At 73.2% G+C, this 18,656-nt stretch carries 18 protein-coding genes; 8 read left to right on the top strand and 10 right to left on the bottom strand.

What is annotated here, in order from left to right; translation table 11 throughout:
- Positions 1 to 505 precede the first annotated feature (505 nt).
- Positions 506 to 1,117: a DNA-3-methyladenine glycosylase gene (locus NPS70_RS26530; protein WP_256526962.1), complete on the bottom strand. Its 612-nt coding sequence runs from the start codon at positions 1,115 to 1,117 to the stop codon at positions 506 to 508.
- Between the two features lie 269 nt (positions 1,118 to 1,386).
- Here NPS70_RS26530 and NPS70_RS26525 point away from each other — a divergent pair, with 269 nt between their 5' ends.
- The 3 genes from NPS70_RS26525 to NPS70_RS26515 all read left to right on the top strand — a co-directional run bounded on the left by NPS70_RS26525 (position 1,387) and on the right by NPS70_RS26515 (position 3,685).
- Positions 1,387 to 2,169, top strand: a complete 783-nt coding sequence (locus NPS70_RS26525; protein ID WP_256526961.1) for a sporulation protein — start codon at positions 1,387 to 1,389, stop codon at positions 2,167 to 2,169.
- Between the two features lie 276 nt (positions 2,170 to 2,445).
- Positions 2,446 to 2,982 carry a YbhB/YbcL family Raf kinase inhibitor-like protein gene (locus NPS70_RS26520; protein WP_256526960.1) on the top strand — a complete coding sequence of 179 codons (537 nt, stop codon included), beginning with the start codon at positions 2,446 to 2,448 and terminating at the stop codon, positions 2,980 to 2,982.
- A gap of 193 nt (positions 2,983 to 3,175) precedes the next feature.
- On the top strand, positions 3,176 to 3,685 hold the full coding sequence (locus tag NPS70_RS26515) for an HNH endonuclease (protein ID WP_256526959.1): 510 nt from the start codon (positions 3,176 to 3,178) through the stop codon (positions 3,683 to 3,685).
- Between the two features lie 79 nt (positions 3,686 to 3,764).
- Here NPS70_RS26515 and NPS70_RS26510 read toward each other — a convergent pair whose 3' ends face one another.
- The 4 genes from NPS70_RS26510 to NPS70_RS26495 form a co-directional block, all read right to left on the bottom strand.
- Positions 3,765 to 4,535: a sulfite exporter TauE/SafE family protein gene (locus NPS70_RS26510; RefSeq protein ID WP_256526968.1), complete on the bottom strand. Its 771-nt coding sequence runs from the start codon at positions 4,533 to 4,535 to the stop codon at positions 3,765 to 3,767.
- A 100-nt stretch (positions 4,536 to 4,635) separates the two neighbouring features.
- A complete protein-coding gene (locus NPS70_RS26505) occupies positions 4,636 to 5,592 on the bottom strand; it encodes an SPFH domain-containing protein (protein ID WP_256526958.1) in 957 nt (318 codons plus the stop codon).
- Positions 5,593 to 5,746: 154 nt separating this feature from the next.
- Positions 5,747 to 6,175, bottom strand: a complete 429-nt coding sequence (locus NPS70_RS26500; RefSeq protein WP_256526957.1) for an NfeD family protein — start codon at positions 6,173 to 6,175, stop codon at positions 5,747 to 5,749.
- Positions 6,176 to 6,300: 125 nt separating this feature from the next.
- Entirely contained in the window at positions 6,301 to 7,092 is a 792-nt protein-coding gene (locus NPS70_RS26495; RefSeq protein ID WP_256526956.1) for an ABC transporter ATP-binding protein, read from the bottom strand.
- Positions 7,093 to 7,690: 598 nt separating this feature from the next.
- Between NPS70_RS26495 and NPS70_RS26490 the strand changes: the two genes are divergently transcribed.
- On the top strand, positions 7,691 to 8,482 hold the full coding sequence (locus NPS70_RS26490) for a hypothetical protein (RefSeq protein WP_256526955.1): 792 nt from the start codon (positions 7,691 to 7,693) through the stop codon (positions 8,480 to 8,482).
- A 51-nt stretch (positions 8,483 to 8,533) separates the two neighbouring features.
- Here NPS70_RS26490 and NPS70_RS26485 read toward each other — a convergent pair whose 3' ends face one another.
- The 3 genes from NPS70_RS26485 to NPS70_RS26475 form a co-directional block, all read right to left on the bottom strand.
- Positions 8,534 to 8,785, bottom strand: a complete 252-nt coding sequence (locus NPS70_RS26485) for a chaplin (protein WP_256526954.1) — start codon at positions 8,783 to 8,785, stop codon at positions 8,534 to 8,536.
- A 202-nt stretch (positions 8,786 to 8,987) separates the two neighbouring features.
- On the bottom strand, positions 8,988 to 9,632 hold the full coding sequence (locus NPS70_RS26480) for a response regulator transcription factor (RefSeq protein WP_256526953.1): 645 nt from the start codon (positions 9,630 to 9,632) through the stop codon (positions 8,988 to 8,990).
- Complete coding sequence (locus NPS70_RS26475; protein ID WP_256526952.1) at positions 9,625 to 10,773, bottom strand: GAF domain-containing sensor histidine kinase; 1,149 nt, start codon at positions 10,771 to 10,773, stop codon at positions 9,625 to 9,627. The genes NPS70_RS26480 and NPS70_RS26475 overlap by 8 nt, the downstream gene beginning before the upstream one ends.
- 201 nt (positions 10,774 to 10,974) lie before the next feature.
- Between NPS70_RS26475 and NPS70_RS26470 the strand changes: the two genes are divergently transcribed.
- The 3 genes from NPS70_RS26470 to NPS70_RS26460 all read left to right on the top strand — a co-directional run bounded on the left by NPS70_RS26470 (position 10,975) and on the right by NPS70_RS26460 (position 13,807).
- Positions 10,975 to 11,670 carry an SDR family oxidoreductase gene (locus NPS70_RS26470; protein WP_256526951.1) on the top strand — a complete coding sequence of 232 codons (696 nt, stop codon included), beginning with the start codon at positions 10,975 to 10,977 and terminating at the stop codon, positions 11,668 to 11,670.
- A complete protein-coding gene (locus NPS70_RS26465; protein WP_308315051.1) occupies positions 11,667 to 12,791 on the top strand; it encodes an S-adenosylmethionine:tRNA ribosyltransferase-isomerase in 1,125 nt (374 codons plus the stop codon). Before NPS70_RS26470 ends, NPS70_RS26465 begins: the two co-directional genes overlap by 4 nt.
- Before the next feature lie 281 nt (positions 12,792 to 13,072).
- On the top strand, positions 13,073 to 13,807 hold the full coding sequence (locus tag NPS70_RS26460) for a transglycosylase SLT domain-containing protein (protein WP_256526950.1): 735 nt from the start codon (positions 13,073 to 13,075) through the stop codon (positions 13,805 to 13,807).
- 114 nt (positions 13,808 to 13,921) lie between these two features.
- Here the strand turns inward: NPS70_RS26460 and NPS70_RS26455 are convergent, their stop codons facing one another.
- A complete protein-coding gene (locus NPS70_RS26455; protein ID WP_256526949.1) occupies positions 13,922 to 16,441 on the bottom strand; it encodes an FHA domain-containing protein in 2,520 nt (839 codons plus the stop codon).
- A gap of 336 nt (positions 16,442 to 16,777) precedes the next feature.
- Here NPS70_RS26455 and serB point away from each other — a divergent pair, with 336 nt between their 5' ends.
- A complete protein-coding gene (gene serB / locus NPS70_RS26450; RefSeq protein ID WP_256526948.1) occupies positions 16,778 to 18,004 on the top strand; it encodes a phosphoserine phosphatase SerB in 1,227 nt (408 codons plus the stop codon).
- Positions 18,005 to 18,072: 68 nt separating this feature from the next.
- On the opposite strand, the gene NPS70_RS26445 is transcribed toward serB, so the two are convergent.
- Positions 18,073 to 18,624, bottom strand: coding sequence for a histidine phosphatase family protein (locus tag NPS70_RS26445; RefSeq protein WP_256526947.1), 552 nt, complete (start codon positions 18,622 to 18,624; stop codon positions 18,073 to 18,075).
- Between the last annotated feature and the right edge of the window lie 32 nt (positions 18,625 to 18,656).

Below are 18,656 nucleotides of genomic sequence, written 5' to 3'. Positions count from 1 at the left end.
CAGATCTTTCCGATCCGATTTCCTCGGGGTGTTTCTCGGTCCTGCTCTCCGCTTTCCGGCCTCCCGGCCTTCCAGCGGTTCCGACTCTATCAGACCCTTTTGGCTCCGATTCCCCGTCGGCGGGACTGCCTCAAAGGGGCCGCTTTCGCGTTTTCCTTTTCGGCTTCCACCACGTTAGCGGATTCTCCTGGCGGCTCATAATCGAGGCATTCGAGCAGAATTTCGGCATGCCGAAATTCGCCCGGTCCGGGAGTCGTTCGTGAGTGATGGGTTGCCGCTCCGGGGTGCTTGGAGGCACATCCCGTTCCAGCGGCTCGGAATACATTAGGGGTCCGGCCCGAGTGCGTCAAGTCGAGCGTCCTGGGGCGGGCGGACCGGGCAGCGGCCCGCCATCGGGTCGGCGGTCGCGATACCTGTCACCGGTCGCCCCACCCCGCGCCCGGAGGACCCGGGCCGTACCCGGATGCCCGCGGCACGTCTCCGCCGGCCGGACGCGGGCCGCGGATCAGGAACCGGCGGACGGTCGGGCTCGCGGACTCAGCCGGTACGCCGAGACCGTCGGATCCCCGGCGAGGGAGAACCGGTGCTGCCAGTCGTGGGCCCTGCTCACACCCACCCGGGGACCCACCCGGATCAGCGCGGCGGGTACCGGCTCGCCCTCGGACAGGACGACCGCGGAACCTGACAGGACGTCCGCGCCGTTGTGCTCCCGCGTGATGCCGAGTGCCCGGCAGAAGTTGCCCGGACCTCGGGCGAGACGCGGGCCGTCGACCCGCTCCCCCCGCCGCTCACGTGCCAGGTCTTCCCCCTCCACGACCCTGCCCGCCCGGAGCAGGACGGCCGAGGCGGCGCCGTCCGTCCCGGTGACGACGTTGGCGCACCAGTGGAGGCCGTGGGACCGGTACACGTACAGGTGCCCCGCGGGTCCGAACATGGCGGCGTTGCGGGGCGTCCGGCCCCGGTAGGCGTGCGAGGCCGGGTCGGCCGTACCGGAGTACGCCTCGGTCTCGGTGAGGACGACGCTGACGGTCCCTTCCGGGGTCGTGCAGGTGAGGACGCTCCCGAGCAGCGTGGGGGCGGCCTCTTCGGCAGGACGGGAGAGGAAGTCACGGTCCACGGCGGGCGTCCTCCTCGGCAGGGGTGCAGCGGACGTGAGCACGGCGGGGGGCTCCTCCCGTCACCGCCCCGCGCACAGGTGCCCGACCCGGCAGCACCGGTGCCCTCCGGGGGACGGCCCGGTCGCGGAACGGGCGGAGCAGCGGCGTACGGTCGGGTCTCACGGTCACCGGATCGAGGCTACCGGGGAACCGCCCGCGGTCCTGCGGCGTATACGGGGTCGACGGCCGTGCGACCGAGACGACCGAGAAGAACAAGCTAGGAGTGGACATGGGCTTCAAGAAGCTGCTCGCGAGCCTGGGTGCCGGCGGTGCCTCCGTGGAAACCGTGCTGTCCGAGGAGAACGTCGTACCGGGCGGCGTGGTCCAGGGCGAGGTGCGCATCCAGGGCGGCTCCGTCGACCAGCAGATCGAGGGGCTCTCCGTCGGCCTCCAGGCGCGGGTCGAGGTCGAGAGCGGCGACCAGGAGTACAAGCAGGACATCGAGTTCACCAAGGTCCGCCTCGGCGGCGCCTTCGAGGCGAAGGCCGGGGCGGTCCACGTGGTGCCGTTCGGCCTGGAGATCCCGTGGGAGACGCCCGTCACCGCGATCGACGGCCAGATCCTGCGCGGGATGCACATCGGTGTGACCACCGAGCTGGAGATCGCCCGCGCCGTGGACTCCGGCGACCTCGACCCGATCAACGTCCACCCGCTCCCCGCGCAGAAGGCCATCCTCGACGCCTTTATCCAGCTCGGGTTCCGCTTCAAGAGCGCCGACATGGAGCGCGGCCACATCCGGGGCACCCGCCAGCGGCTGCCGTTCTACCAGGAGATCGAGTTCTTCGCCCCCCAGCAGTACCGGGGCCTGAACCAGGTGGAGCTGACGTTCATCGCCGACGAGCGCGAGATGGACGTCGTGCTGGAGATGGACAAGAAGCCGGGCCTGTTCACCGAGGGCAGCGACTCCTACCGCTCGTTCCAGGTCGGTCACCACGACTACCAGGGCACGGACTGGGCCGGCTACCTCAACCAGTGGCTCGCCGACGTCGGCGGGCGCCGCAACTGGTTCTGAGCGCCCCGGAGCCCGCCGGACGCACCCGTCGTCCGCCCGGACGGCGGGGCCACGGGGTAAGCGCTTCGGCGCCGGGTGCGCGCGCAGGGCCGGGTCGGGAGGGCGCGGCGGGCCGTGCCGGCGACCGGCGGCGCGGCGCGCGGCCGTGCGGGGCGCCGCGGCTCGGCCGTAGCGGACCGGACGAGGCCCTAGGCTCGTCTCCACCGTCGCCGGACCGCGTTCCGGCGGACCGGCGGCGGTGGAACCGACAGGACTGCCGAACCGGAGGTTTTCGACGTGGCCGAGCCGACGCGGGCTCCCCTTCCGCACGACTTCCACCCGCCGGTGCCCTCGTTCACGGTGGTGAGCGACGACATCGCACCGGGCTCCGACCTGGGGGACGCCCAGGTGCGCGCGAAGGGCGACACTTCCCCTCATCTGCGCTGGGAGGGCTTCCCGGAGGGGACCGGGAGCTTCGCCGTGACCTGTTTCGACCCGGACGCGCCGACGGGCAGCGGGTTCTGGCACTGGGTGCTCTTCGACATCCCGGCCTCGGTGACCGAGCTGCCCGCCGGTGCGGGCGGCGGCATGTTCGACGGGCTTCCGCCGGGGGCCGTCCACGTCCGCAACGACTACGGGTCCAGGGACTTCGGCGGCGCCGCGCCCCCGGCCGGTGAACGGCACCGCTACGTCTTCACCGTGTACGCGGTGGACACCGGGAAGCTGGGTCCGGACGCCGACGCCTCGCCGGCCGCGGTCGGCTTCCATCTGCGCTTCCACACGCTGGCACGGGCCCATGTGATCGCCGAGTTCGAGGAGCCGGCCGCGGGCTGAGTGTTCGCCTCCCGTTTGCCCTGCCCTGGTTCTGGAGAGATCAGGGCAGGGCAGTTTTTTCTTGCCGGGAGCCGGGGGTTCGTCCTCCGGGCAGGCACGGATATTGCGTTGTCCATCTCGGCGCGCCCGGCCAGAGTTGTTGCGAGCCCGAGCCCGCCGACCGGGCACGGGGCGTGAACGGGAGGTGGGCTGGATGCGTGACACGCTGGTGCTGAACGCGAGCTTCGAGCCGCTGTCGACGGTGACGCTGAACCGCGCCGTGGTACTGGTGCTCCAGGACAAGGCCGTCGTCGAGCAGGCGCACCCCGAGCTGCGTGTGCGCGGCGCCGCCGTGGACCTTCCCGTGCCCCGGGTGATCAGGCTCTGCCGCTACGTACGGGTGCCGTTCCGAAGACAGGCGCCGTGGTCGCGCAGGGGTGTGCTCGTGCGGGACCAGAACCGCTGCGCGTACTGCGGCGGTCGTGCCACGACCGTGGACCACGTGGTGCCGAGGTCGCACGGAGGTGCCGACTCCTGGCTGAACACGGTGGCCTCGTGCGCGGAGGACAACCACCGCAAGGCGGACCGGACGCCGGAGCAGGCGGGGATGCCGCTGCTGCGCCGCCCGTTCGTGCCCTCGCCGGCCGAGGCGATGCTGCTGGGGCTGCGCTCCGGCGAGCGGGCGGCTCTCCCCGACTGGCTGGTGACGGCCCCCGCCGCATGAGGCCGACGGGGCCGGGCGGGGCGCGGCCGTTGCCGGGTGGGCCCGCTTCCGCGGAGGCGGGAGCGGGCCCCTGGCGTTCTCAGCGCAGCAGCAGCTGTGCGATGGCGCTCACGCCCACCACGACGATGACGGTGCGCAGGACGGCGGGGGGCAGGCGGCGCCCCACCTTCGCGCCGATCTGGCCGCCGACGGCCGAGCCGACGGCGATGAGCAGCACGGCGGCCCAGTCGAAGTCGGCGACGAAGAGGAAGAACAGGGCCGCGATGCTGTTCACGATGGCGGCGAGGACGTTCTTGACGGCGTTGAGGCGCTGGAGGGTGTCGTTCAGGAGCATGCCCATCAGCGACAGGTAGAGGATGCCCTGGGCGGCGGTGAAGTAGCCGCCGTAGACGCTGGCGAGCAGCAGTCCGCAGAACAGGGCGGGCCCCACGTCGGCCGCGCCGGACGCGGTTCCCCGGCGTTCGCGGCGGCGCCGGACGGCCGCGGAGATCCGGGGCTGGAGGACGACCAGCACCAGTGCCAGCGCGACCAGGACGGGGACGATGGTCTCGAAGGCCGTCGGGGGCAGCAGGGTGAGGAGCACCGCTCCGGTGACCCCGCCGAGGGCGGCCGCGACGGCGAGCGTGCGCACCCGCCGTCCTTGGCCCCGCAGCTCCTCCCGGTAGCCGATGGCGCCGCTGAGGGAGCCGGGGACGAGGCCGAGTGCGTTGGAGACCGTCGCGGTGACCGGTGGCAGGCCGGTGGCGAGCAGGACGGGGAAGGTGATGAGCGTTCCCGAGCCCACGATGGTGTTGATGGTGCCCGCGCCGATCCCGGCGGCGAGGATCGCGAGTGCTTCCCAGACGGACAACGAATCCCAGATGGACAACGCCATCTCCTCCACGGTCGATGAGACGCCTCCCCGCCACAGGGTCGAGGGGCCTCACCGATCATCCACGGGGGTGCGGCCGTCAGTCGATGGGGGGTTGCTCCCGGCGCTCGGCGGCGCTGCCGCTCTTCTGCTGGCCGGGCACGCTGCCGCCCATGCCCGCCATCGGGTTGAAGTTGCCCATGGCGCCGCTGAGGCCCTTGAGGGCGTCGCCGATCTCGCTGGGCACGATCCAGAGCTTGTTGGCATCGCCTTCGGCGATCTTCGGGAGCATCTGGAGGTACTGGTAGGCGAGCAGCTTCTGGTCCGCGTCGCCGGCGTGGATGGACTCGAAGACGGTGCGGATCGCCTGGGCCTCGCCCTCCGCCTTGAGGGCGGCCGCCTTGGCCTCGCCCTCGGCGCGCAGGATGGCGGACTGCTTCTCGCCCTCGGCGGTGAGGATCTGGGACTGGCGGATGCCCTCCGCGGTGAGGATGGCGGCGCGCTTGTCCCGGTCGGCGCGCATCTGCTTCTCCATCGAGTCCTGGATGGAGGTGGGGGGCTCGATCGCCTTCAGTTCGACGCGGTTGACGCGGATGCCCCACTTGCCGGTGGCCTCGTCGAGCACACCGCGCAGGGCCGCGTTGATCTCCTCGCGGGAGGTGAGCGTCCGCTCCAGGTCCATGCCGCCGATGATGTTGCGGAGCGTGGTGACGGTGAGCTGCTCGATGGCCTGGATGTAGCTGGCGACCTCGTAGGTGGCGGCCCTGGCGTCGGTCACCTGGTAGTAGATGACGGTGTCGATGTTGACGACCAGGTTGTCCTGGGTGATCACCGGCTGGGGCGGGAAGGGGACGACCTGCTCGCGCAGGTCGATGCGGTTGCGGATGGAGTCGATGAAGGGCACGACGATGTTCAGGCCCGCGTTGAGGGTGCGGGTGTAGCGGCCGAAGCGTTCGACGATGGCGGCGCTGGCCTGGGGGATGACCTGGATGGTCTTGATCAGGGCGATGAAGACGAGCACCACCAGAATGATCAGGACGATGATGATCGGTTGCATCGCGCTCCCTGTGCCCTTCGCTGCGGGGTGTCCCCGGGGACCGGCGCCGGACCGGTCCGTCGACTGTGGTGATCAGTTTCCCAGAACTCGGGCCGTGGTGGGGCCCGTTCGGCCGGTGCGGTGCCTTCGGCCGGGAGCGGTGGGCGGCGGGGCGTCACATGACCACGGCGGTGGCACCGTCGATCTCGACGACGTCGACCTGTGCGCCGACCTCGAAGGCGGCGGACTCGTCGTAGGAGCGGGCGGACCAGATCTCGCCCCCGAGCTTGATCCGCCCGTTCCGCCCGTCGACACGCTCGACGACCACGGCCTGGCGTCCCGTCAGGGCGTCCACGCCGCTGGCGAACCCGGGTTTCTGCGAGCGCTGCCGGGCGGCGAGGGGGCGGACGACGGCGATCAGTGCCACCGAGACCGCGACGAAGACGAGCACCTGGGCGACCACTCCGGCGCCGAGGGCCGCGGTGACGGCCGCGGCCACCGCCCCTGCGGAGAACATGCCGAACTCCGGCATGGCGGTCAGCACGAGCGGAATGCCCAGTGCGACCGCGACGATCAGCCACCACACCCACGCATCGATGTCCACGGCACCCATGGTAGGGGCGGTGGTCGCCGTCGGGACAGGGGGCGTTCGGCCCGGAGGGCCGCCCGGCCGGCGCCGCGGCCGGTGGCAACCGGTCCGCAACTGCCTCCGGGGGCAGGGGGCTTCGCTCAGCCGAGCGGAAGGCCCTGCGCGGTCCAGCGGTCGCCGGTGCGCTCGACGACGAGGGGGAGGCCGAAGCAGAGGGAGAGGTTGCGGGAGGTCAGCTCGGTCTCCACGGGGCCCGCGGCGAGGACCTTGCCCTGGCGGATCATCAGCACGTGGGTGAAGCCCGGCGGGATCTCCTCCACGTGGTGGGTCACCATGATCATGGAGGGGGCGTAGGGGTCGCGGGCGAGGCGGCCGAGGCGGCGTACGAGGTCCTCGCGTCCGCCGAGGTCGAGTCCGGCGGCGGGCTCGTCGAGGAGCAGGAGTTCGGGGTCGGTCATCAGCGCGCGGGCGATGAGGGTCCGCTTGCGCTCGCCCTCGGAGAGGGTGCCGAAGCGGCGGTCGAGGTACTCGGTCATGCCGAGGCGGTCGAGGAAGGCGCGGGCCCGCTGCTCGTCGATCTCGTCGTAGTCCTCGTTCCAGGTGGCGGTCATGCCGTACGCGGCGGTGAGGACGGTCTCCAGGACGGTCTGGCTCTTGGGGAGCTTCTCGGCCATCGCGATGCCGGCCATGCCGATGCGGGGGCGCAGCTCGAAGACGTCCACCGCACCCAGGCGCTCGCCGAGGATCCGCGCGCTGCCGGTGCTGGGGAAGAGGTAGCTGGAGGCGATGTTGAGGAGGGTGGTCTTCCCGGCGCCGTTGGGTCCGAGGATCACCCAGCGCTCCCCCTCCTTGACCGACCAGGAGACGTCGTCCACCAGAGCGCGTCCCTCGCGGACCACGGATACGTCCACCAGCTCCAGTACATCGCTCATGAGCGCGTTGTCTCCCCATGCGTCGTCGAGGTCTTCGGGTGTCGGTGCGCCGTGGGCCTCCTGCGTACGGCTCAGGACACAGCACCGAGGGAAAACCTACGCCACCCGCCCCGCGCTCCGGGCCCCGGCCCGGTCCGCGGCCGGCGCTCCGGGAGGCGCGGGGCCCGTGGGCCGGGTGCGGGACGGTCCGGGGTGCGGTACGTCACAAGGCGCCGGGATCCCGGCACGGCAGGACGGACCGGTCGTTCCGGGCGGAGCGGGACGTGCCGGGAGGCCCGGGCCGTCCCGCGCCTCCCGGGGGTGTTCCCAGGGCGCGGCGACCGGTGCGCGGCGAGGGGCCCTCGCGCCGGGCGCACCCGGAGGACTCCGGCGGCCCGGCGGGGGTGCCTGCCGGGGCCCGGGGCCGGGCGGGCGGGACCTCCGCGGCACGCCCCGGGGACCGTCCCGCCGCCCCCGGCGGAAGCGGGTGCGGCACCGGCCGCGGTGCGCCGCGCGGCGGCGGGCCGTCCCGTGCCGGGGCGTCCGGGCGACGCGGCGAGGTGCCGCGGCCTTCGGCGTGGGCCCACCGGGGGTGACGGGGCGGCCTAGGCTGGTCGGCATGCTTTCGGAACCACGTTCAGGGCGCCTGGCCGCCTGGGGCAACGCGCTGCTGGCCGGTCTCGTCCCGCCGGACGACGCGGCGGCCGCGATCACCGGCGGGGACGCCGTGCACCGGGTGGAGGGCCTGCCCGAAGAGGACCGGCCGGTCGGGCTCACGCTGGCCCTGGGGCGGCTGCGGGCCCTGGGGGTGACGGGCTTCCGGGTGGCACTGCCCGCTCCGGGGCATCCGCTGGGGCTGAGCGGGCCGCCCGAGTTCAACGCCCGCGCCCTGGAGGCGGAGGAGGCGGTCACGGCCGTGGGGGCGGCCTTCGGGCTGGTGCCCGAGGTGCACGAGGCGGGGCCGGTGGGCGATGTGCACCGGGAGGTGGTCTGGCGGTGCCTCCCGGTGCGTGAGGCACCGCCCGCGGACGTCCCCTCGCTGGGCGAGGCCGAGAGGGAGCTGGCGGAGGCGCTGCGGGAGGCGGCCGAGGTCCTGGCGCGGCTCGACGTGGCGGCCTCCGGTCCGGCGGCGGAGGCCGCGCTGGACGCGTACCGGGCCCGGGCCGAGGCCGGGTGCGGGGAGGCGCTGGCGCCGGGGTACCCGGCGCGGGCGGCGCGGGTGCTGGAGCTGGCCCGGCGGATCGCGCTGCTGGTCTCCCTGGCCTACGGCAACGGGCACGGGGGTGCGGTCAGCGCCTCGGAGATGGCGGCGCGGGCGCGGGCGCTGGAGCCGGTGGAGCGGGTGGCACGGCGGGCGCAGGTGGCGGCGTACAACGCCTGTGTGGAGGAGCGGGAGCGCGGGCGCGGCTGACGGTGCGCCACCGCCCCGGTCCCGCGGGGGGCCGGGGCGGTGGCGGGGGCGTCAGGCGTTGGTGGCGGCGTTGCCGAAGGCGGGGTTCAGCAGGCCGATCACGTTGACCGAGTTGCCGGACACGTTCACCGGGATGTGCACGGGCAGCTGGACGAGGTTGCCGGAGGCGACGCCCGGGGACTGGACGGCCTGGCCGTGGGCGTGCGCACCGCCGGCCTCGGTGGCGGAGGCGGCGCCCGCGCCGGCGGCCACGAAGCTGCCGGCGATCATGGTGAGGGCTGCGGCCTTCTTCAGGTTCTTCACTGCTTCATCCTCCTGGGCGAGTGCCGCGACGGCCGCCGCGGCACTCTGGAGAACGCCCGACCCCCCGCACGGATACGCCATGTGAGTGACGAACACCCGTCGGTGTGAATCCACGTTCGGAAGATGACATTCCGATTGTGTGCCCGGCCGCGCTCCCCCGGGGGCCCGGACACGCCCGCGTACGCCCCGGGCCGCGCTCTCCTCAGCCCGCGTCACCGTGCCGGACGGCCCACAGCGCGGCCTGCGTCCGGTCCGCGAGGTCGAGCTTCATCAGGATGTTCGAGACGTGTGTCTTCACGGTCTTCTCCGAGAGCACCAGCGCACGGGCGATCTCCCGGTTGGAGCGGCCGTCGGCGATCAGGCCGAGCACCTCGCGCTCCCGGTCGGTCAGGCTCGGGCCCCTGCCCGAACCGCCGCCCGGCGCGTCCTGCGAGAGCAGTGCCCCGGCGACCTCCTGCTGGAGCAGCACATGGCCCGCGTGGACCGAGCGGATCGCCCCGGCGAGGGCGTCGGGGTCCACGTCCTTGTACACGTAGCCGGAGGCGCCCGCCCGGAGGGCGGGGACGACGGTGCGCTGCTCGGTGAAGCTGGTCACGATGAGCACCCTCGCCGGGCTGCCCAGATCGCGCAGCCTGCGCAGCGCCTCGATGCCGTCCGTGCCGGGCATCTTCACGTCCATCAGGACGACGTGCGGCTCCAGCTCGACGGCCCGCTCCACGCCCTCCGCCCCGTCGGCGGCCTCGCCGACCACCTCGATGTCGTCCTGCACCTCCAGGAAGGTGCGCAGGCCCCGCCGGACCACCTGGTGGTCGTCGACCAGCAGCACCCGGATCCGCTCCTCAGCCACCGGGGACCTCCATCTCGATCGTGGTGCCCTCGCCGGGCGCCGATTCCACCGTCAGGGCGCCGCCCACTCCCCCGGCGCGGTCCCGCATGGAGACCAGGCCGAGGTGGCGGCCCGCCCTGCGCACCGCTCCGGGGTCGAAGCCCCTGCCGTCGTCGTGGACGCTCAGGACCGCACCGCGGCCCCGGCGGGCGAGGGCGACGTCCACCCGGCCGGCGCCGGAGTGGCGCAGCGCGTTGTGCAGGGCCTCCTGCGCGACCCTCAGCAGCGCCTCCTCCTGGGCGGCGGGCAGCGCCCTGATGCGGCCCGCGTCGAAGGTGACCCGGGCGCTGTGGGCGCGGTCCAGGACCTGGACCTGGGTGCGCAGGGTGTTGACCAGGCCGTCCTCGTCCAGTGCCGCGGGACGCAGCTCCACCACGGCGGCACGCAGCTCGTCGGCGGCCTCCGCGGCCAGCTCCGCCACCTGGTGCAGCTCCTCCTTGGCGCGGGCCGGGGCGCGGTCCACCAGCGCGGCGGCGGCCTGGGCCGTCAGCCGCAGGGAGAAGAGCTTCTGGCTGACGGCGTCGTGGAGCTCGTGGGCGAGGCGCGAGCGCTCCTCGGCGATGGTGAGTTCGCGGCTGCGCTCGTACAGCCGGGCGTTGGTCAGGGCGATGGCGGCGTGCTGGGCGAGGATGCCCAGCAGCTCCTCGTCCTCCTCGGTGAAGCCGCAGCCGCCGGACGGCGGCCGGGCGCAGCGCTTGTTGGCGAGGAAGAGGGCGCCGATCACCTCGTCGCCGTCCCGGATCGGCAGCCCGAGGAAGTCGGTCATCTCGGGGTGGGCGGAGGGCCAGCCGCCGAAGCGCGGGTCCCGGGTGACGTCGGCCAGCCGCTCGGCGCGCGCGCCCTGGAGCATCGCGGCGAGGACGCCGTGCTGGCGCGGCAGGGGGCCGATGGCCTTCCACTGGGCGTCGGAGACGCCGTCGACCACGAACTGGGCGAAGCCGCCGTGGTCGTCGGGGACGCCCAGCGCCGCGTACTCGGCGTCCAGCAGCTCCCTGGCCGAGGCGACGATCGTCGCCAGCACGTCGCGCACCTGGAGGTGCCGGCTCATCGCCAGCAGCGCGGTGCTCACGGCCGCCAGGCCGGAGCTCGGTCGATGGCTCATGGCCTCACGGTACCGGCGGCCGGTGACCTTCCGTATCGGGCCGGGGACCGCTTCGGACCTGGGCCTCGGGTCGTAGGCCGACCGGTGGTCGTAGTCCGAAGTGCCCGGCCGGGAGGGGGCCCGGGCACGAGGCGACCGGGCGGTGCGCGTTCCTACGGTGGCGGCGAGAACGCGACGTACGGAGCGGAAGGGGCGGTCGCCATGCCGGTAGCGGTGGTCACGGGGGCGTCGAAGGGACTCGGGGGTGCGCTGGCGAGGGGCCTGGCCCGGGAGGGCTGGGACCTGGTGCTCGGTGCCCGGACGGCCGGGGAGCTCGGGGAGAGCGCGCGGCGGGCGGGACTCCACGGGACGCGGGTGAGGCAGGTGGCGGGCGATGTGGCGGACGCCGGGCACCGCTCGGAGCTGGTGTCCGCCGCCCGGGAGCTGGGCGGGCTGGACCTGCTGGTGAGCAATGCCGGTGCGCTCGGCGCGCAGCCCCTGGTACCGCTGGCGGAGCTGTCGCTGGAGGGCTTCCGCAGGGCCCTGGAGGTGAACGCGGTGGCCGCGCTGGGCCTGGTCCGGGAGGCACTGCCGCTGCTGCGGCGTTCTCCCGCGGGGGCGGTCCTGGCGGTGAGCTCGGACGCCGCGGTGGAGGCGTACGGGACCTGGGGCGGCTACGGGGCGTCCAAGGCGGCGCTCGACCGGCTGGTGGCGGTGCTGGGCGTGGAGGAGCCCGGCCTGAGGGCGTGGAGCGTGGACCCGGGCGACATGGACACCGGGATGTACCGCGCGGCGGTCCCCGGCGACCGCGACCCGCGGCCCTCGCCGGAGTCGGTGGTGCCGGCCTTCCTGCGCCTCCTCGCCGAGCGCCCCGCCTCGGGCCGGCTGGTCGCCGCGGACCTGGGAGGCTCCGCGTGAGCGCGGGTGCGGCCCGGGGCTCCGGGCGGGGCGGGGCGGGCGCCGTGCGGCTGGAGGGGCTGCGGGTGCCGCCGGAGCTGTCGGCGCGGGTGCCGGCGGAGGTGCGGGGCGCGGGACGGGAGGACGTGCGGCTGCTGGTCTCGCGGGGGCGCCGGGTGGTGCACCGGGTGTTCCGGGAGCTGCCGGGCCAGTTGCGGGCGGGGGACGTCCTGGTGGTGAACACCTCTCCCACCCTGCCGGCGGCGGTCGACGGGCGGCTGGGCCCGGAGCCGGTGGTGGTGCACTTCTCGACCCGCGGGCCGGGACGGGGAGCGGGCGCCCGGTGGGCGGTGGAGCTGAGGAGTCCGGACGGCGCGGGGACGACGGTACCGCGGGCGGGCGGTCCGCCGGGGGCCGTGGTGCGGCTGCCGGGGGGCACCCGGCTGGTGCTCCGCGAACCGCTGGCCCCGGGAGCGGACCGGCTGTGGTGGGCCTCGGCCGAGACGGCCGTGCCGGAGCTGCTGGCGCGGTACGGGCGCCCGATCCGCTACCGGTACACGGAGCGGGACCAGCCCGCCGCGGCGTACCGGACGGTGTTCTCGGTGCCCTGTCCGGACGGGTCGGGGTCGGCGGAGATGCCGAGTGCCTCGCGGCCCTTCACGGGTGCGCTGGTGGCGGAGCTGGTGAGCCGGGGGGTGCAGTTCGCCCCGGTCACGCTGCACACGGGGGTGTCGTCCCCGGAGGCGCACGAGCCTCCCTACCCGGAGCGCTTCTCGGTGCCGGCGGCGACGGCGTGGCTGGTGAACGCGGCCCGGGCGGCCGGAGGGCGGATCGTGGCGGTCGGGACGACGGCCGTGCGGTCGCTGGAGTCGGCCGCCGGGCCGTCGGGCGCCGTGGTGCCGACCGCCGGCTGGACGGATCTGGTGGTCACGCCCCGGCGGGGTGTGCGGGTGGTGGACGGGCTCCTGACGGGGCTCCACGAACCGGAGACCTCGCATCTGCTGATGCTGGAGGCACTGGCGGGCAGGGAGGCCCTGGTCCTCGCGTACGAGGAGGCCCTGCGGCGGGCCTACCTCTGGCACGAGTTCGGGGACACCCACCTCATCCTCCCGGCGGAGAGCACCCACATAGCGAGTTGCTGAAGCAACAGAGGGTGAGGGAGGCCCTGAGGGCGTGTGAGCCCTCGCATAGGGCGCAGGTCACTTACGAACCGTGCTAGTGGATAGATAAAGGGCATGTGAGCACGGACAGCACGGGTTAATCGGGCGTATCGGGCAAGGGTGATCCACTACCGCAGTTAGTACGTCACACCTTTGCCAGCAGATTTTGCTGCCGCTAAGAATTGCCGACGTCGCTTCCACGAACAGCGCAGAGCCGAACCGGCCCTGGAGCGACTCCCCGCTATTCGAAGAGGTACGCCTGCATGTCCGTGCTCAACTCCCCCGCCCTCCGTCGCCTCCGATCGCGCAAGGCCGCGGTCGCCGGTGTCGCCGTCGCCTCCGCCGCCGCCGTGGGGCTCACGCTCGTCCCCACCGACGCCGACGCCGGCACGACCACGGAGGTCGCCGCGGCCGCCCCGGTCTCCTGGAAGGTGGACCCCGCCCAGGCCGCCAAGGTGCAGGAGAGCATCGCCACCCAGCAGTCCTCCTTCGAGGCGCAGGTGAAGGCGCAGCTGGAGAAGAAGAAGGCCGAGGCCGAGGCGGCGAAGAAGAAGGCCGAGGCAGCAGAGAAGGCCGAGGCCGAGAAGAAGGCCAAGGCCGCCGCCGAGAAGCGTGCCGAGGAGAAGGCCGCCGCCGACCGCAAGGCCCGCGCCGCCAAGCCCGCGAAGGTGACCTACCCGAACAACCTGGACGGCTGGATCCGCGAGGCGCTGTCCATCATGAAGAAGCACGACATCCCCGGCAGCTACGAGGGCATCCACCGCAACATCATGCGCGAGTCCTCCGGCAACCCCCTCGCGATCAACAACTGGGACATCAACGCCCGCAACGGCGTCCCCTCCAAGGGCCTGCTCCAGGTCATCAAGCCGACCTTCGACGCCTACCACGTCCCGGGCACGAAGAAGGACCAGTACGACCCGGTCGCCAACATCGTCGCCGCCTGCAACTACGCGGCCGACCGCTACGGCTCCATGGACAACGTCGACAGCGCCTACTGAGCCGCGCGCACCCCGGCCGCCCGGCGCGGACACCGCGGACGCCCGGAGGGCGCACCCCCGTTCGGGGTGCGCCCTCCGGCGTCGTCCGCGGACCGTCCCCGGCCCGCGGTCACGTCACTTGCGCATGACCTCCGGCTCGTGGCGCCGCAGGAAGCGGGCCACCAGGAAGGCGCAGAAGGCCCCGAGGGCCAGCAGCACGCCCATGTCGAGCACCCAGGCCCCGGCCTCGTGGTCCCACAGCGGGTCCGTGCTGGCCGGATCGTCGGTGTTGGGGTTGATCCGGTTGAAGTCCAGGGTGGTGCCCGCGGCCGCCACCGCCCAGCGCGAGGGCATCAGGTACGAGAACTCGTTGACGCCGACCGTGCCGTGCAGGACGAACAGGCAGCCGGTGAAGACGACCTGGACGATGGCGAACATCACCAGCAGCGGCATGGTCTTCTCGGCCGTCTTCACCAGCGCCGAGATGATCAGGCCGAACATCATCGAGGTGAAGCCGAGGGCCATGATCGGCAGGGAGAGCTCCAGCAGCACCGCGCTCCCGAGGACCAGCCCCTCCTCGGGCAGCTCGCGGGTGGCGAAGCCGATCGCGCCGACCAGCGCACCCTGGACCGCGGTGATCATCCCGAGGACGATCACCTTGGACATCAGGTACGCGGACCGGGACAGGCCGGTGGCCCGCTCCCGCTCGTAGATCACCCGTTCCTTGATCAGCTCGCGGACCGAGTTGGCGGCGCCCGCGAAGCAGGCGCCCACCACCAGGATCAGCAGCACCGTGGTGGCCGTGCCGTTGGGGATGATCCGCCCGGTCTGCTCGTTGACGTTGACCAGCAGGCCGCTGTCCGGGTTGATCACCAGGCTCACGGCGCCGAGGACGGCCGGCAGCACCAGCATCAGGGCCATGAAGCCCTTGTCCGAGGCGATCACCGAGACGTACCGCCGGATCAGCGTGAACAGCTGGGAGCCCCAGCTCTGCGGCTTCGGCGGCTTCAGCTGCTGCGGCGGCATCTGCACCGCCTGCGGGGCGACCGCGTCGATGTCGGCGGCGTACATCTGGTAGTGCTGGGAGCCCTTCCAGCGGCCGGCCCAGTCGTAGTCCCGGTAGTTCTCGAAGGCCGAGAACACGTCCGCCCACGTGGTGTAGCCGAAGAAGTTCAGCGCCTCCTCGGGCGGGCCGAAGTACGCCACCGCTCCGCCGGGCGCCATCACCAGCAGCTTGTCGCAGAGCGCGAGTTCGGCCACGGAGTGGGTCACCACCAGCACGGTGCGGCCGTCGTCGGCGAGACCGCGCAGCAGCTGCATCACATCGCGGTCCATGCCCGGGTCGAGGCCGGAGGTCGGCTCGTCCAGGAAGATCAGCGAGGGCTTGGTCAGCAGCTCCAGGGCCACCGAGACGCGCTTGCGCTGCCCGCCGGAGAGCGCGGTGACCTTCTTGTCCTTGTGGATGTCCAGCTTCAGTTCGCGCAGCACCTCGCCGATGCGCGCCTCGCGCTCGGCCTCCGTGGTGTCGGCCGGGAAGCGGAGCTTGGCCGCGTACTTCAGGGCCTTACGGACGGTGAGCTCCTTGTGCAGGATGTCGTCCTGCGGGACCAGACCGATGCGCTGGCGCAGTTCGGCGAACTGCTTGTAGAGGCTGCGGTTGTCGTAGAGGACGTCGCCCTGGTCGGCCGGCCGGTAGCCGGTCAGCGCCTTGAGCAGGGTGGACTTCCCGGACCCGGAGGGGCCGATCACGCCGATGAGCGACTTCTCGGGCACGCCGAAGGACACGTCGCGCAGGATCTGCTTGCCGCCGTCGACGGTGACCGTGAGGTGGCGGGCGGAGAAGGAGACCTCGCCGGTGTCGACGAACTCCTCCAGCCGGTCGCCGACCAGCCGGAAGGCGGAGTGGCCGACGCCGACGATGTCGCTCGGGCCGATGAGGACCGTGGAGGACTTGGCGATGGGCTGGCCGTTGACGTACGTGCCGTTGTGCGAGCCCAGGTCGCGGATCTCGAAGCGGCCGTCGGGGGTCGCGACGAACTCGGCGTGGTGGCGCGAGACCTGGAGGTCGGAGACGACCAGTTCGTTCTCCAGGGCGCGTCCGATGCGCATGACGCGGCCGAGCGCCAGCTGGTGGAAGGTCGTCGGGCTGCGGTCGCCGTAGGCCGGGGCGGGGTCCTGCCGCCCGGCGCCCTGCTGGTGCGGGACCTGCCCTGCCCCCGGCGTCCCCGCCGCGCGCGGAGCCTGCGCCCCCTCGCCGGCGGGCGCGGATGCGGCGGCGGGCCCGGGCCAGGCCCCCGGCGCGCCGCCGGCCTGTGCGGCGGCGTGGGGCGCGGCGGCGGGCTGGGCGCCGTAGGCGCCGGGCGCCGGGGCGGAGAAGGCCAGCCGCGGGCCGTCCGTCGCGTTGCCGAGGTGGACGGCGGCGCCGGGGCCGAGCTCCGCCTGGTGGATCCGCCGGCCCCCCAGGTAGGTGCCGTTGGTGCTGCCGTGGTCCTCGACGGCCCAACTTCGGCCGCTCCAGCTGAGCGTGGCGTGCCGCCACGAGACCCGGGCGTCGTCGAGCACCAGGTCACCCTGGGGGTCGCGGCCGAGCGTGTATGTCCTGGACGGATCGAGGGTCCAGGTCCTTCCGTTCAATTCCAGTACGAGTTCCGGCACTCCATGCCCCACTAGTTGTCCCCCGAGCGCCCCCCGTCGCCGGGAGCCTAGGGATGGCGAACATCGTGGGAACTATTTCAGGCCCGGTCCGGTATCCGAAAGCCAGGCCGTGGGAAGACCCCCTTCGGTACCCAGTTGGGACCTTCGTCACCGCGCGGCGACGTGGCGCGGGGCGGTCCCCGACACGGCGCAGGGCGGTGCGGCCGAGGCCGGGGGACGCCCGGTGCGTGAGGGGGAGGCACGGTCCGCACCGGGGCGGCGGCGTGCGGCGCGCGGCTGTCCGCCAGGCGGGACGGAGGGGCTGTCCCGGGCCGCGCCGGATACGGTGGGAGCACCATGACTGCAGCGCAGACCCCTCCGGGTACCGACGTCCCCACCCTTCTCGTGAAGATCTTCGGGAAGGACCGCCCCGGCATCACCGCCGGGCTCTTCGACACCCTCGCCGCCTACGCCGTCGACGTGGTCGACATCGAGCAGGTCGTCTCCCGCGGTCGGCTCGTGCTGTGCGCGCTGGTCACCTCGCCGTCGGCGGGCGGGTCCGGCGAGGGCGACCTGCGGGCCACCGTGCACAGCTGGGCGGACTCCCTGGGGCTCCAGGCCGAGATCATCTCCGGTACGGGCGACAACCGGCCGCGCGGCAGCGGGCGTTCCCACGTCACCGTGCTGGGCCACCCGCTGACGGCCGAGTCGACGGCCGCCATAGCGGCCAGGATCAGCGGCATGGGCGCCAACATCGACCGCATCTTCCGGCTGGCGAAGTACCCCGTGACCGCGGTCGAGTTCGCCGTCTCCGGTGTGGAGACGGAGCCGCTGCGCACGGAGCTGGCCCCGCTGGCCCAGCGCATCGGCGTGGACGTGGCCGTGGTCTCCGCCGGTCTGCACCGGCGGGCCCAGCGCCTGGTCGTGATGGACGTGGACTCGACGCTGATCCAGGACGAGGTCATCGAGCTGTTCGCCGCCCATGCGGGCTGCGAGGACGAGGTGGCCGCGGTGACCGCCGCGGCGATGCGCGGTGAGCTCGACTTCGAGCAGTCGCTGCACGCCCGGGTGGCGCTGCTGGAGGGCCTGGACGCCTCGGTCGTCGACAAGGTGCGCGCCGAGGTCCGGCTGACGCCCGGGGCGCGGACCCTGATCCGCACCCTGAAGCGGCTCGGCTACCAGGTGGGCGTGGTCTCCGGCGGGTTCACCCAGGTCACCGACGACCTCAAGGAGCGGCTGGGGCTGGACTTCGCCTCGGCCAACACCCTGGAGATCGTGGACGGCAGGCTCACCGGCCGGGTGACGGGCGAGATCGTCGACCGTGCGGGCAAGGCCCGGCTGCTGCGCAGGTTCGCCGGGGAGGCGGGGGTTCCGCTGGAGCAGACGGTGGCGATCGGCGACGGCGCCAATGACCTGGACATGCTGAACGCCGCGGGGCTGGGAGTCGCCTTCAACGCGAAGCCGGTGGTGCGCGAGGCCGCGCACACCGCGGTCAACGTGCCCTTCCTGGACACGGTGCTGTACCTGCTGGGCATCACCCGGGAAGAGGTGGAGGCCGCGGACGGCGGCGCCGCGGAGCACTGAGCGGGGGGCGGTCCGCCCCGGGCCCCGGCGCGCGAGGGATGCCTCCGCCGGGGCCCGGGGCGTACGGCTCAGTCGTGCGGCGTGCAGTAGTCGAGCAGGCGTCCGGAGCCGTGCTCCAGGGTCTTCCAGGGTCCCGAGAAGCCCACCACCGCGTAGGCGGAGGTGGGGAACCCGTCCCGGTTCATCCGGGACAGGGTGTCGCCCTCCACGCTCCCGGCGAGCGCGTCGGCCAGCGCGTGCATCCCGGGGTTGTGGCCGATCACCAGCAGGTCGCCCACCTCGTCGGGGACCTCGTTGAGCAGGGCGATCAGCTCCCCGAGGGATGCCTCGTAGAGCCGCTCCTCGTAGACGGTCCTCGGGCGGTGGGGCAGCTCGTGCACGACCAGCTTCCAGGTCTCGCGCGTCCGGGTCGCGGTGGAGCACAGGGCGAGGTCGAAGGCGATTCCGGCCTGGGCGAGGCGGCGGCCCGCCACCGGTGCGTCCATCCGGCCGCGGTCGGCCAGAGGGCGCTCGTGGTCGGACACCTGGGGCCAGTCCGCCTTGGCGTGGCGGAGGAGGACGATCCGTCGGGACTCGGGGGATCCGGGGGGTGTCCCCCCGGAAGACACAGCGGCGCTCATACCTCCCAGCTTCGCATGAAACACGCCACCGG

The organism is Streptomyces sp. C10-9-1, from assembly GCF_024497955.1.
Classification (GTDB): Bacteria; Actinomycetota; Actinomycetes; order Streptomycetales; family Streptomycetaceae; genus Streptomyces; species Streptomyces sanyensis.
This window is presented reverse-complemented; position numbering and strand designations above follow the sequence as displayed.